Annotated in this window: 15 protein-coding genes and 2 pseudogenes; 8 read left to right on the plus strand and 9 right to left on the minus strand. The window is 66.0% G+C overall.

Annotated features, from left to right (window positions below):
- Positions 1-335: 335 nt before the first annotated feature.
- The gene (locus MA879_RS11695) at positions 336-920 is read right to left on the minus strand and encodes a dihydrofolate reductase family protein (RefSeq protein WP_248126673.1); all 585 of its coding nucleotides are present in this window, start codon (positions 918-920) and stop codon (positions 336-338) included.
- A 121-nt stretch (positions 921-1,041) separates the two neighbouring features.
- Here MA879_RS11695 and MA879_RS11700 point away from each other — a divergent pair, with 121 nt between their 5' ends.
- Positions 1,042-1,632, plus strand: a complete 591-nt coding sequence (locus MA879_RS11700) for a TetR/AcrR family transcriptional regulator (RefSeq protein WP_248126675.1) — start codon at positions 1,042-1,044, stop codon at positions 1,630-1,632.
- A 17-nt stretch (positions 1,633-1,649) separates the two neighbouring features.
- On the opposite strand, the gene MA879_RS11705 is transcribed toward MA879_RS11700, so the two are convergent.
- Complete coding sequence (locus MA879_RS11705) at positions 1,650-2,225, minus strand: TetR/AcrR family transcriptional regulator (protein WP_248126678.1); 576 nt, start codon at positions 2,223-2,225, stop codon at positions 1,650-1,652.
- 71 nt (positions 2,226-2,296) lie between these two features.
- Between MA879_RS11705 and MA879_RS11710 the strand changes: the two genes are divergently transcribed.
- Both MA879_RS11710 and MA879_RS11715 read left to right on the plus strand, forming a co-directional pair.
- Positions 2,297-2,704: a VOC family protein gene (locus MA879_RS11710; RefSeq protein WP_129627211.1), complete on the plus strand. Its 408-nt coding sequence runs from the start codon at positions 2,297-2,299 to the stop codon at positions 2,702-2,704.
- 89 nt (positions 2,705-2,793) lie between these two features.
- A pseudogene (locus tag MA879_RS11715) lies at positions 2,794-3,054 on the plus strand (recombinase family protein); the annotation flags it as partial.
- 128 nt (positions 3,055-3,182) lie between these two features.
- Here the strand turns inward: MA879_RS11715 and MA879_RS11720 are convergent.
- The 7 genes and pseudogenes from MA879_RS11720 to MA879_RS11750 all read right to left on the minus strand — a co-directional run bounded on the left by MA879_RS11720 (position 3,183) and on the right by MA879_RS11750 (position 7,998).
- A complete protein-coding gene (locus MA879_RS11720) occupies positions 3,183-3,557 on the minus strand; it encodes a hypothetical protein (RefSeq protein WP_248126692.1) in 375 nt (124 codons plus the stop codon).
- A 275-nt stretch (positions 3,558-3,832) separates the two neighbouring features.
- Positions 3,833-3,946, minus strand: a pseudogene (locus tag MA879_RS11725) (AAA family ATPase); the annotation flags it as partial.
- Positions 3,947-4,266: 320 nt separating this feature from the next.
- A complete protein-coding gene (locus tag MA879_RS11730; protein WP_098056086.1) occupies positions 4,267-4,650 on the minus strand; it encodes a hypothetical protein in 384 nt (127 codons plus the stop codon).
- A 37-nt stretch (positions 4,651-4,687) separates the two neighbouring features.
- Positions 4,688-5,674: a heme o synthase gene (locus MA879_RS11735; RefSeq protein ID WP_248126681.1), complete on the minus strand. Its 987-nt coding sequence runs from the start codon at positions 5,672-5,674 to the stop codon at positions 4,688-4,690.
- Positions 5,667-6,107, minus strand: a complete 441-nt coding sequence (locus tag MA879_RS12750) for an MFS transporter (RefSeq protein ID WP_456301662.1) — start codon at positions 6,105-6,107, stop codon at positions 5,667-5,669. The genes MA879_RS11735 and MA879_RS12750 overlap by 8 nt, the downstream gene beginning before the upstream one ends.
- A 35-nt stretch (positions 6,108-6,142) precedes the next feature.
- Positions 6,143-6,712 (minus strand): TetR/AcrR family transcriptional regulator, encoded by a 570-nt coding sequence (locus MA879_RS11745; protein WP_098056091.1) that lies wholly within the window; start codon positions 6,710-6,712, stop codon positions 6,143-6,145.
- Positions 6,713-6,823: 111 nt separating this feature from the next.
- Positions 6,824-7,998, minus strand: a protein-coding gene (locus tag MA879_RS11750; RefSeq protein WP_248126684.1) for an IS3 family transposase whose coding sequence is annotated in 2 segments (ribosomal slippage) — positions 6,824-7,711 and positions 7,714-7,998 — 1,173 coding nt in all. Because the reading frame shifts where the segments join, the coding sequence is not laid out codon by codon here.
- Between the two features lie 280 nt (positions 7,999-8,278).
- On the opposite strand from MA879_RS11750, the gene MA879_RS11755 reads away from it, so the two are divergent.
- The 5 genes from MA879_RS11755 (at position 8,279) to MA879_RS11775 (ending at position 12,009) form a co-directional block, all read left to right on the plus strand.
- Entirely contained in the window at positions 8,279-8,635 is a 357-nt protein-coding gene (locus MA879_RS11755) for a DMT family transporter (RefSeq protein ID WP_020626388.1), read from the plus strand.
- Positions 8,635-8,958, plus strand: coding sequence for a DMT family transporter (locus tag MA879_RS11760; RefSeq protein ID WP_101966246.1), 324 nt, complete (start codon positions 8,635-8,637; stop codon positions 8,956-8,958). Before MA879_RS11755 ends, MA879_RS11760 begins: the two co-directional genes overlap by 1 nt.
- A 291-nt stretch (positions 8,959-9,249) precedes the next feature.
- Complete coding sequence (locus MA879_RS11765; RefSeq protein ID WP_144819872.1) at positions 9,250-9,570, plus strand: hypothetical protein; 321 nt, start codon at positions 9,250-9,252, stop codon at positions 9,568-9,570.
- A gap of 205 nt (positions 9,571-9,775) precedes the next feature.
- Complete coding sequence (locus MA879_RS11770; protein ID WP_248126687.1) at positions 9,776-10,348, plus strand: recombinase family protein; 573 nt, start codon at positions 9,776-9,778, stop codon at positions 10,346-10,348.
- Between the two features lie 233 nt (positions 10,349-10,581).
- Positions 10,582-12,009, plus strand: a complete 1,428-nt coding sequence (locus MA879_RS11775) for a hypothetical protein (RefSeq protein WP_248126690.1) — start codon at positions 10,582-10,584, stop codon at positions 12,007-12,009.
- Positions 12,010-12,327: the final 318 nt, after the last annotated feature.

A 12,327-nucleotide genomic window follows, 5' to 3' on the forward strand; every position in this document is an offset into this window, starting at 1 on the left:
CACTCCACGATCGGCCAGGTGAGCCCAAATAGCTACGAGAACGCCTACGACGCCGCGAGGTCAGCTACCCTCACGGAAGCGGCATAACCGAACCGACACCGTGTCCACGATCAAGGGTCAAGGCCCGACGGGGCGCCGAATGAACGCAACATGTATCAGCTCGTCCTGAGCGACGAGAGATGGAAGATCGCAGTCCTCACACCCCAAGAGCCTTCGCGCTGATCGACCTTTGCCCGCTAGGCGGTCGATCAGCGCGAGATCAGCATGACGTGACCGCTGGCTAGTGGGTAGCCGTGATTCGCTCCAGATTCTGTGCCGCCACCTTGCAGCTCTCGTCAGCGACGTACGGCGTACTGGGCGATGATCACTCCCGTCGTCGTGGTCACACTGCGCCGGAGGTCGAGGTCCGCACGTTCCGCCTCGCCGAAGAGGCGCTGTCCGGAGCCGAGCACCAGCGGGTGGATCTGCAGCACGTACTCGTCGACGAGGCCCGCCCGGTGGAGCGCGCGCACGAGCTCGCCGCTCCCGAGGATGGTGAGGTCGCCGTCGAACGAGTCGCGCAGCTCGCGCACCGTGTCGACGGCCTCCCCGGCGAGCAGAGTCGATTCCGGGTACGCCAGCGTCGTGCTCGACGAGCGTGAGGCGACGTACTTCGGGGAGTACGTGAGGAAGTCCGTGAAGGGGTTCGGCTCGGTGATGGTCGTCCAGTACCCGAGCATGTCCTCGTACGTCCGCCGGCCGAAGAGCATCGCTCCTTCACCCGTCATGCCCTCCGACATGAAGGACATCGACACCTCGTCCTGGTAGCCGCTGCCCCACCCGCCGTGCGCGAAATGCCCGCGGGTGTCCTCGTCGGGGCGTCCGAGCCCCTGCATCACCCCGTCGACCGTGATGCTCTCCGTCGCGCTGATGCGCCCCATGCCGCGCCTCCATTTCAAACTACACAGTGTGATGTCTTGAAACTGACTGCGCAGTATGGAGAGTCAACGGTCGGCCGAAAGTCGTCGGACCGCGGTCCTGCGCCCGAGTTCGGTTCGGAAGGTGCAGGCGATCCTCGACTCCGCCGAAGCGATCTTCCTGCGGTCCGGGTACGTCGACGCGAGTATGGATGAGGTGAGCCTGCTCGCGGGGGTGTCGAAGCAGACCGTCTACACGCACTTCGGCGATAAAGAGAACCTCTTCGCCTCCGTGGTCGGCCGCGTCACGGCGGATGCCGCCGCGCGAGTCCACTATGAGTTGCCCGATCCCGTGAGCGTCAGCGCCCTGCCGGCATATCTCGAGGACTACGCGCGACGGCAGCTCGATGCCGTCCTCGACGAACGCGTCCTCGCGGTTCGACGATTGGTGATCGCCGAGGCCGTTCGCTTCCCGCAGCTCGCCGAGACGTTCTGGCGCCAGGGGCCCTCGAGAGCCACCGATGAGATGCGTACTCGGTTTGCCAGATTCGCTGGCGCGGGCCTCATCGTCACCCCTGATCCAGCCGCCTCGGCCATCGCCTTCAACTGGATGGTGATGGGGTACGCGATCAATGCCGCGATGCTGCTCGGAGTCCATGCCGCCCCCGACCACGCCGAGCGCGCGCAGATCGCCGCTGAGGCGACACGCATCTTCCTCGCCGCGCACAGGGCTTGAGCACCCCCCATCACCGGTCACGCCATCGCGGCGGCGATGAGCCGGTCGAGCGCGGCGTGTGCTTGCTCTCGCGCGGCTGCGGGGGTGTCGTGCTGCGCGATCCACAGTGCGGCGTCGTTCATCGCTCCGGACAGCTGCGCCGCCATCGCCTCGATGAGCTCGGCGGGGGCGCCTGCGTCCCGAAGCGCCTCCCGCAGCTGTGCCCCGGAGTTTTCGGCGTCGAGGCGCCGCCACTCCTCCCATCCGATCACAGACGGCGCGTCGATCAGGAGGATCCGCACGGCCGGAGCCGCGGTGATCGCATCGAGAAACGCGTGCGAGCCGGACCGCAGCTGCTCCACCGCGCCCGCCTCCCGGTCGGCAGTTGCCACCACCGCCGCGGCAACCTGCGTCTGGAGTCGCGCGGCGACCGCACGGAACAGTCCCGGCTTGCTGCGGTAGTGGTGATAGACCGCGCCCCGGGTCACCCCCGCGGCCCGGGCGACGTCATCGAGCGAGACACTGGCGAAGCCGCCGGCTGCGAACAGCGCGGTCGCGGCATCCAGGACTTGCTCGGCGGTCAAAGCAGCATCCGCAGCGGAGGCACGCGGCATGAACTCTTCCTTTACGTACGTTGTGCATGTATTCTTCCCTTACATCCTCAGTGTACGTAAAGGAGAACGTCATGTCCGTCACCAGCTTCTACCCCGTCGTCACCTCGCACGACGTCGCCGCTGCGACCGCCTTCTACCGCGACGCCCTCGGCTTCGAGGTCACCTACGAATCCGACTGGTACGTCAGCCTGCGCCTCGGAACCTTCGAGCTTGCCGTCCTCGCCTACCAGCACGAGACCATCCCCGCCGACTACCGCGCACTCCCGCAGGGGGTGATCCTCAACCTTGAAGTGGATGACGTCGACGCCGTCCACGACCGGCTCACCGGCAAGGCCGGTCTGGAGCCCCTCCTCACCCTCCGCGATGAGGACTTCGGACAGCGACACTTCATCGTCGCCGCCCCCGACGGAGTCCTCTTGGACGTCATCCAACCCATCGCGCCGAGCGCCGCATATGCCGACGCCTACCTCGAAGGCTGACGAGCGCTGATGGTAGCCCGCATCGTGCTCCTCCGCGCGGCGAGCCTCCACACACCACGGACACTCGATCGCTCAGCGCACCAGGGGGTGTGCACGAGCCGTTCGGTGTCCTGGCCCGGGCCTCCACCGCCGAGAAGGACCTCACCGCTCAACACGACGGGCTCCTCTCCCTCGGTATCCAGGCAGAACACATCTACGTCGACCACGGTCTCACTGGCACCAGCCGAGCCCGACCAGGGCTCGGAGAGGCGATGGCCGCCGTCCGCCGCGGTGACACGCTCATGGTCAGCAAACTCGACCGCCTGACCCGGTCTCTACCCGACGACTGGGACATCGCCGACGAGCTCACCGCCAAGGGAGTCGCCCCCAGCCTGTCGCGGACGCCCCAACCGGCCACCGACCCACCTGTCGCACCGCGCCCGGGCGGTGGCATCGAGGTTGAGCAGCGGCGAAAGCTCACGGGCAAGGGAGCCCATTCCTATCCATCGGCGCGCTCGAGCGCCCGCATTCGGGCAGCCGCCGCGGCCCCGACGGCGAGCACGACGCTGAGGACGCCGTCCCACAGCACGAGATCGCTCGCCCCCGGCACTGCGTATCCGATGAGGAGACCGCCGATCACCAGCGCCAGCTTGCTGTTCAGCGCGATGACCCAGACGGCCAGCAGTCCGGGACGGACTGCAAGGAGGGCAAAGAGTGCGGCCCACGTCATAAGCCCGACCGTGCGCCACAGCTCGGCGACGAGAACCTCCACGGAGGCGGATGGCAACGCGGCGGCACTCGATATTGCCGCCACCAGTGCGAGCACGGCGGCCACGACCGCAGCGGCTTGAGCAATCATCCGGTAGCGACCCATCGCGCCAGGATTACGCACCAAGATGAACAGCAGGTCGCTCGGGCGTACTGCGAGGGAGAGCGCCGAACCGGTGGGCTGCGACGCATGTGCCGAACTGGGGCACCCCAGCAAGTCAGTTACCGAGTACCGTCTTGCGGTTGCCAATAGGGTCCGTTTCAGCACATTAGCGACACACCTGTCGCGCGAGGTATACCCCTTTGCACACCCCTGCCTCCTACGAGACCTGTGACTTTCGCCGGTAGATGGCGGCGTTCTGTCGATGCTCAGTGGCGGTCTCAGGTGGTGCCGATGACGAGGGTGCTCTGGGCGGCTGCGATGACGTCGTTAGTGATGGTATCGAGCTCGTTGATCTTCAGGACCCGCTCGATCTGGGGAAAGAGGCGTTCGAGGGGGTGTCGCGCCGGTTCCGGTTGCTCATGGTGTCGAGGGTGTCCTCGGGCAGAAGATTCCTTCGGGCTGGAGCGGCCTCGACACAGATGCAGAGAGGTTGTCCCACTGGTCGCGCAGCGGAGTCTCTCGTCGAGGGGTACTCGTCCAGACCGATCGGCCCTGGCTTCTTGAGGACAGGTTCCAGAATCGGCCGGTGGCGCTCTCGTCGACGATCACAGCGAAAGCAGGGACGAGCTTGCTCGGAGTAGTGGCCGCGTTGATTGCGTTGTCCCGCGTCACCTGGGCCGGTGGGGCTCTGGGAGTCCGGTCTGGCGGCGTGTCAGCTCGTGGGCGCTACGGCTTGCGTGTTTTTCCATCGGCGTGCGGTGATGAAGGAGCGGATTCCGAGGATCACGTAGATGATGAGCAGTACGAAGGTGATGGTGCTGGTGATCACTGCTGCGGGGCGTTCGGCCTCGCCGGCGAGCAGTGCGCCGATCTGGAGCACGTTCATTCCGGTGCCGAGGATGCCCAGGATGGCGACCACCAGGGCGAGGTGGATGCCGACCTTCTGGTTCCTCAGTCCGATGAGGCCGCAGGCCAGGATGACGGCCCCGAGAATGGCGGGGATCAACGCGGTCCAGCTCGCGAAGCCGGAGGTGATGTAGGCGATGACACCGACCGCGATGAGGACGGCGCCGAGTCCGATGGTGATGCGGGGCATGATGCTCCTAGGGTTGGAAATGACGTAGTGGTAGTGGTCAGCCGGAGAACGGGGTGAGGAACGGGTCGGCGGCTATGGCGAGGAATACGATCGTCAGGTACGCGATCGATCCGTGGAAGACGGTCATGGCCTGCAGCTGGCTTCCTTGGTGGCCCTGCTTGGCCCGCCTGGTGAGGGCGTAGCACTGGTAGAGGAACCAGGCGCCTGCCAGCACCGCGGTGACAGCGTAGAGCGGTCCCATCGGCGCCATCGGGATCAGGGCCAGGCTGGAGCCGACCATGAGCCAGGCATACGTCAGGATCTGCCGGCCCACGGTGGTGGGTGGGACCTTCGAGGGCAGCATCGGCACGCCAGCGGCGTCGTAGTCGGCTTGGTATTTGATGGCCAGCGGCCAGTAGTGCGGCGGTGTCCAGAAAAAGACGACGAGGAACAGCAGGAGCGGTTCCCAGGACAGCCCGCCGGTCACGGCCGACCAGCCGATCAGCACCGGCATGCAGCCTGCAGTGCCTCCCCAGACGATGTTCTGGGCCGTGCGGCGCTTGAGGATGAGGGTATAGAACACGACATAAAGCAAGATCGCGGCGGCGGTGAGCCCGGCCGCGACCCAGTTGGTGAAGCCGCCCATCCAGACGATCGAGCCGAGCCCGAGGGCGCATGCGAACACGAGCGCCGCCCGCGGGGTGATCTCCCCGGTGACGAGCGGACGGTTCTTGGTGCGTTGCATCTTCGCATCGAGGTCGCGGTCGAAGAAGCAGTTGAACACCGAGGCCGAGGCCGCGGCAGCTGCCCCACCGACCAGGGTGGCCAGGATCAGCCAGAGGTTCGGCATTCCGTCCGCGGCCAAGATCATGACCGGCGCGGTGGTGACCAGGAGCAGCTCAATGACCCGTGGCTTCGTCAGCGCGAGGTAGGCCATGAACGTACTGCGGGGCTTGCCAGCTCTGCGGGCTGCGAGCTTGTTCTCGTCGATGGTCCGCCGGAGCGGCCTCTCCACCTGAGCGGCGGCGGTGTGGTGTTCAGCCATGTCGGTGACTTCTCTCCCTTCCCACGCTTCCCACGCCCGCTCCTCCAGCAGCCTGGACGCTCTGCCGGATCGCACGTGTTCCTGCGTATGCGTCAGGGCGCGTCTCACGCACCGGCGTCGGATGGGGAGCGTCGGCATAGGCTTCCTCGGCCGAGAGCTGCGACTGCGACCCGGGTCCGTGCCGACGCAGCAGCCAGGTCGTGACCAGTGTTCCCAGCAGCAGACCGGCCATCACCACGGGGTAGGCGTTGATGACCCACAACGACTGCGCCCCGGTCGCGTCGAGCTCGCTGGTCAGCGTCGGCAGCGCCGTGTACAGGATCGAGTTATCAAGCGTGATGAGCAGCAGGCCTGCACCCACGGTCGCCAACAGCGCCCACCGCCGCCGGCCGGTCATCTGAGGCGCAGCACTGCCCTTGCCGAGATTATCCACGCTGTAACTGTACCAAATGAAATGTTTGGGTGGGGTTACTCCCGCCCTCCGTTGCCGTCGGCCGGGCAGGCTGCGGTGATGATGCCGGCGATCGCCTCGGCGACCTCGTGACGGAACTCATCGTCGAGCCGGGTGTTGATCAGTGACTCAAATGTCCAGAGGCCATCGGCGGCCAGCCGGGCGATGAACAGCGCGAACAGCCGCGGATCACTGCGCGCCTCCTGCGGCGAGGGCGTCCACTTGTCAGCCACGTTGCGCCAGAGGTCGCCGGCCTCGCAGTGCTTCGCGAACTCGAGGATGAACGCCAGATCCGCGCTCGACGCGGACTGAGTAGCGACTCGTGCGTACGCCGTGAGCTTCTCCTCCGCGGTCGCCTCTGCTGCTTCCTTGCCGGCGGCGGCCACCAGCAGGCTGTCCCAGGTGAGCGCGAGGTGTTCCTGGACGCCTTGGAGCAGTGCCGTGCGCGAGGGGAAGTGATACATCAGACCGCCCTTGGTCAAGCCTGCCTCACTTGCGACGGAATCGAGGGTCACGGCGGTGACGCCGTCGCGCTGAGCCAGGCTGATCGCCGCGTCGAGGACCTTTGTCCGGTTACTGGGGCGCATTCGGTGGACCTATCTGTGATCGGACGGGGTCGTCGCCGTGCGTGCGGCGTGCCAAACCCAGGCGAGCACGGCCACGATCGGGACTGATGCACCCATAGGTGACAGTCGTCTTCACGCCGCGTCTGCGGGCGTGTGGTCCATGATCAGCTCGTACTCGACCGGCGTCAATCGGCCCAGGCGCACCTGCCGGCGGCGGCGGTGGTAGGTCCGCTCGATCCAGGTGATGATCCCGGCCCGCAGCTCGTCCCGGGTGTCCCAGTCGCGTCGGTCCAGCACGTTCTTCTGCAGCAACGCGAAGAAGGACTCCATAGCCGCATTGTCCCCGGCAGCACCGACCTGACCCATCGACCCGATCAGCCCGTAGCGGGAGAGCGCGTCCTGGAATAGGGCCGAACGGAACTGGGCGCCTCGGTCCGAGTGCACGATGCACCCGGCCACCACCGAGGTGCCGCCACGGCGTGCCACGGCCTGCGCAAGGGCGTCCACGGCCAGGGATGCCTGCATCCGCTCGGCCATGGAGTACCCCACGATCCGCCCGGCGTGCACGTCCTTGATCGCGCAGAGGTAGAGCTTGCCCTCACCGGTGGGGTGCTCGGTGATGTCGGTCAACCACAGCCGGTTGGGCTCCTCGGTAGAGAAGTCCCGGCGGACGTGGTCATCGTGCACGGGTGGGCCTGGGCGGGTCCCGTTCTTGCCGCGCTTGGCCCCGAACGCGCAGTGCCACTGGTTCTCGTGGCAGAGCCGCCAGGCGGTACGGGCCGCCATCGGAGCGCCAGCATTCTCGGCCTCGTCGCGAAGCAGCCGGTACCCGAACTCCGGGTCGTTCAGGTGAGCCTGATACAGGGCGTTCGCCCGGTGAGCGGCCTCCAGTTCAGCGGTGCTCACCGGGTTCTGGAGCCAGCGGTAGTAGGGCTGGCGGGCGAGCTTGAGGACCCGCAAGGACACCGCGACCGGGATCTGGTCGGCGGCGAGCTCGGACACGAGCGGGTACATCATTTTGACGGCAGGTTCGCCTGGGAGAGGTAGGCCGCGGCGCGGCGTAGGACTTCGTTCTCCTGCTCGAGCAGCCGGATCCTGCGGCGGGCTGCGCGGAGTTCTTCGGCCTCGGCCTTGGTGGGGCCGGGCTTGTTCCCGGCTTCGATCTCGGCCTGGCGCATCCAGTTCGTCAGACAGGAGAAGCTGATCCCGAAGTCCTTCGCGATCTGCTTCAAGTGGGTGCCGGGCTCACGGTTCTGGGCGACGCGGACGACGTCGTCGCGGAACTCTTGGGGGTAGGGGGCGGGCATGGTGCACATCCTTCCCTGCGGTGTGGTAACACCACAGATCGTATGTCACCTACACGCGCATCAGTCCCAGTTGTTGTCAATGACTGCTGAAACGCGAGCAGGAATCGACACCTGAAAACCGAGCAGGTGGGCCCAGCAAACAGCGGCATGAGCGCGTGTATGGCGGTGCATCCACGAAGCACGCCTCTCGGAAACGCGGGGACACCAGCGTCCAGCTGGTAGAATCATGAACAGACACGGCCGAGCCGCATGCAGGCGCTCGCCCCTTCCAGGAGAGACCATGACCAAATGGTTCCTGCTCGCCGGCGCCGTCGGTAGCGAAGTCATCGCATCGCTGTCACTCAAGGCAGCACTCACCCACCCCGCGCTGTACGCGGTCGTCCTGCTGGGCTACGTCTCAGCCTTCACCTTCCTCACCCTGGTACTGAAGCGCGGAATGGCCCTCGGTGTCGCTTACGGCATCTGGGGCGCGTTGGGTGTCGCCGCAACGGCGGTGCTGTCCGCCGTCCTGTTCGACGAACGGATCACGGCCATGATGGGGATTGGGATCGCCCTGGTGATCGCCGGCGTTCTGATGGTTGAACTGGGATCGCACCATACCCCCGACACCGACGAGCAGCAGGCGGGGGCAGCGTGATGCAGTGGCTATTCCTAGCCGGGGCCGTCCTGTCCGAGGTGGCTGCCACCCTGTGCCTGCGTGTGGCGGCCGCCGGCCGTCGTGGGTTCTACGCGGCCGTGGCCGTCGGTTACGTGCTGGCCTTTGTCTTCCTGACCCTCGCGCTGCGCGTCGGGATGGGGCTCGGTGTCGCCTACGGGATCTGGGCCGCCGCGGGGGTTGCCTTGACCGCGATCGCGTCCCATGTCCTATTCAAGGAACCCCTGACCCGCACCATGATCTTGGGGATCTTGCTGATCATGGCCGGTGTGCTGGTCATCGAAATCGGTTCCAGCTCCCACTGACCTGCGGCGGTGGCCGCGCCGCGCACTCATCGCCAAGGTGGTGATGTCACGCGCAACGTCTGATCGTGGCCGATCGGCGCGGACCAGTGGGGTGCCACCTTCCTCCGCGCCGGTTTAGTGACTAGCGTGCGGCGCATGAGCGGGGGTGCGCAGTCCGTCAGCGTCCGTGTGCATGGGGACTCGATTCTGGGGCAGGAGTGCCTGAAATCCATGATGTGGCCATGGAGTGTGGAGCGGCTCGGGTTGCCCTGTGTCGGTCTGTCGTGGGGGGTGCCGGGGGAGACGTTCAAGGTGCAGGGTGCCTATGCCCAGGAGCCGGTCCGGTATGAGGATCTCAACTTCCAGGAGATCGGTCTCGTGGGGGAGGACTTCGGCCGCGGGCGGCCGGCGTGGCCGGACCGGTGCTTCTCCCTCGAGCTGTTCCCGGAGTATTCCCCCGAGGTGGCGTGGCTTCGCCTGCGGGTGGTGGAGGAGGCAGGGGCGCAGGAGTTCCGAGCCCAGGTCACGTTGCGTCCCCGTTCGCAGGGCAGGGGCTGCCAGGCCGACCTCGACTGGTGGGAGTCTCGACTCGGAGCTCTTCCAGCCCAGATGAGGGAATGGGCTCGGTCCTGATCCGTTCCTCGGGGTCAGGGGCCCGGGCCCTCCTTCGTCCCGGGGATGCGCACGTTTCGGACGGGGCCCCGGCGGTGCAGGGGTCTCTCTGGGTCCGTGTCCAGTCGGGTATACCCCTTTACACGCCCTGCCCGCCCACGAGAGCATCACGTCAGAGACGGTCCCAAACCAGGCCGTTAGACAGAAGTGTCGAAGGGTCTAAGACGTGGTTGGACAGACAGTGGCCTATGTGCGGGTCAGCTCGGCCGAGCAGAACCTGGATCGTCAGCTCGAGGCGGTGGGGGAGTGCGACCGCATCTTCCAGGACAAGATCTCCGGCAGCTCGAGGGCCAAGCGCACCGGGCTGGCGGAGCTGATGCGGTACGTGCGCGAGGGTGACCTGGTGAAGGTCGCCTCGATGGACCGGCTCGGCCGGGACACCCGGGACCTGTACGCGATCGTGGATGAGCTCACGGACAAGGGGTGTGCGGTGCAGTTCGTGTCCGAGCACATCACGGTGGACAAGTCCGGCACCTCTCCGGTGGACGGGCTCATGCTGGGCATCCTGGCGGCGTTCGCTGGGTTTGAGCGCCGGCGGATCAAGGAGCGCCAGGCCGAGGGCATCGCCCTGGCCAAGGCGAGGGGCAAGTACGTGCAGGCCCCGAAGCTCTCGGACACGGACGTGGAGCAAGTGCGAGTGATGATCAACATGGGCATCCCGAAGGCGGAGGTGGCGCGCACGTTCGGGGTGAGCCGGCAGACCCTGTACACCTCGCTGCGGAGGTTGGCCCCGAACTGATCTAGGGGCGGGCCCAGAGTGTCTCAGACGCCGTAGATGGCGGGACGGGTGCAGTGGGCGGGGCCGGCAGGGAGCGATGGGCATGCATTCCCATCGCTCCTTCGCGGATGGTGCGGCTGGGCAGGGCAGTCCTCTCAAACGCGAGCCGAGACGGACTGGCTGCCCCGCTAGGGTGCTACGAATGCCTCCGGCCCTGACTCACTGCTACCTTCGCTTCAACGGAGGGGGCAGGTATGAGGTTCGCTGAGACATTCGGGATCAAGAACGCTAAAAGGAACGACTGGTTTGACGTGGACCTCACGGTTGACACCAAGCTGTTCGTCGATCCCTTCCTGATGCTCCGCGCTGGTGAGGGTTGGCCCCAAGCCCATGCGGACCTAGTGGCCCACTTCGCGCACTGCTATGAGCTAGTGGCGAAGGCCCCCCACGAGCAATCCCTCTCGGCCAAACAGGCGAGGCGGCTCCTAACCTTCCCCGAACCCGCCGAGTTCTGCCTGGGATACACGAGCGCTTCGACCAAGGGCTCGGGCGGGGGAGCGGGCCGGGCGGTCGCCATTGCCGACGGCATCGCCGTCGCCATCGCCGCGGGCTTGAAGCACCCGGAGCATATCGAGGAGATAGGGATCCTCAACGAGCGCTTCGGTGCCGACAGCATCTCGGATGCCACGCTGAACATCCTCAAGGCGCACTTCATCCGTTATACCCAGACCATTGCAGGTGACCATGGGGTCCCCCTTGAGCCTCATCAGCTACGCAACGCGTCCGTGGATCTCGAGCATTCGCGGTGGGAGAGTGACGCGGTTGACCTGCCGACCAACCCTTCAACCGGTGGGCCGGTGCTGCTCGTGCCCAAACGCCTGTTGCGGAATTTGCCCACCCTCAATGCCGAGGACTGGTTCCAGTCGGACCTTAATGACGAGCTGCGGACCAGTCTCAATGTCTCGATCGGCAAGACGCTGCCAAAGGCAAGGATCGTCCAAGAGGCGCGCAAGAACCCTAAGGCCGTGCGTGAATGGGCCCGGCGGCAGCAGAGCCGCCCCGACCTCTTTAGCTATGACTTCGAAGAAGATCCTCTCGGCGTGGTGTCTTACGACGAAGCCGGAGAGTACGCCGCGAAGCACCCCATCGGCCTCCACCACGTTCCTGTCACCCAAGATGACCTGTCCTACCTCATGGGTGAGGTTCTGAAGCGGTTCAAAGATTTCGTCGAGCAGGGCGGGGGCTGGAGTCTTCTCTGGGACTCCGAGGGCCGGGAGAAACCCGAGGAAGCTGCTCAGCTGCTCTTCATGGGCATGTCCCGCGCTTACCTCCGACAGGCCGGAGTTGAGCTTGACCGGGAGGTCGAACTGGGACGCGGCCCGGTGGACTTCAAAGCCTCCTCCGGCGCAAACGCGCGTTTACTCGTAGAGATCAAAAAGGTGCACAACGGGAAGTTTTGGAACGGGCTGCGTGATCAGCTCCCCAGCTACCTCACCTCGGATGACACCAAGGAGGGGTGGTTCGTCGCTATTCAATACCGCGAGGCCAAGTCGAGCATGGATCGCGTCGCACAGCTGCCCACCGAGGTGAAGCAGGCGGCTGCGGTGACCGGTAGGGACTTACGGTTCATGGCAGTCGACGCGCGGCGGCCCTTGTCAGCCTCCAAGATTAAAGGGGGCTAGAGCGGTAAAGGTCCGCGCAGTTATTTGTCCTCAGCCGCTGAGGGCGCGGGTGCCACCGATCCTCGCCAGGGGCAATGGGAGAGGATGCTAGGCCGCTTTGACCTTCCCCCTTGGCGGAAGCAGCTGGAGGAGCCTACGCGGCCTCGAGGCCCCCAGTGCCCCCTTCTAGGCCACCTGACGGCTCACATCCAGGCTCTTCACGAACGAGGGTGTAGCGCGGGTCTGAACCCTCCGGCTTCGAGCAGCGACCGAGCGATGTAGTGGGTGAGGTTGCGGAAGCCGAGGGCGGAGCCGCGGAGGTGTTCGAGTCGCCCGTTG

Origin of the sequence: Micrococcus lacusdianchii (assembly GCF_023155805.1) — a bacterium.
In the GTDB taxonomy this organism is placed as follows: domain Bacteria; phylum Actinomycetota; class Actinomycetes; order Actinomycetales; family Micrococcaceae; genus Micrococcus; species Micrococcus lacusdianchii.

What these genes read in the sequence shown, in the direction of transcription:
- MA879_RS11695 (WP_248126673.1), bottom strand. Translation starts at nt 920, where the DNA reads ATGGGGCGCATCAGCGCGACGGAGAGCATCACGGTCGACGGGGTGATG.
- MA879_RS11705 (WP_248126678.1), bottom strand. Translation starts at nt 2,225, where the DNA reads ATGCCGCGTGCCTCCGCTGCGGATGCTGCTTTGACCGCCGAGCAAGTC.
- MA879_RS11710 (WP_129627211.1), top strand. Translation starts at nt 2,297, where the DNA reads ATGTCCGTCACCAGCTTCTACCCCGTCGTCACCTCGCACGACGTCGCC.
- MA879_RS11720 (WP_248126692.1), bottom strand. Translation starts at nt 3,557, where the DNA reads ATGGGTCGCTACCGGATGATTGCTCAAGCCGCTGCGGTCGTGGCCGCC.
- MA879_RS11730 (WP_098056086.1), bottom strand. Translation starts at nt 4,650, where the DNA reads ATGCCCCGCATCACCATCGGACTCGGCGCCGTCCTCATCGCGGTCGGT.
- MA879_RS11735 (WP_248126681.1), bottom strand. Translation starts at nt 5,674, where the DNA reads ATGGCTGAACACCACACCGCCGCCGCTCAGGTGGAGAGGCCGCTCCGG.
- MA879_RS11745 (WP_098056091.1), bottom strand. Translation starts at nt 6,712, where the DNA reads ATGCGCCCCAGTAACCGGACAAAGGTCCTCGACGCGGCGATCAGCCTG.
- MA879_RS11755 (WP_020626388.1), top strand. Translation starts at nt 8,279, where the DNA reads ATGACCAAATGGTTCCTGCTCGCCGGCGCCGTCGGTAGCGAAGTCATC.
- MA879_RS11760 (WP_101966246.1), top strand. Translation starts at nt 8,635, where the DNA reads ATGCAGTGGCTATTCCTAGCCGGGGCCGTCCTGTCCGAGGTGGCTGCC.
- MA879_RS11775 (WP_248126690.1), top strand. Translation starts at nt 10,582, where the DNA reads ATGAGGTTCGCTGAGACATTCGGGATCAAGAACGCTAAAAGGAACGAC.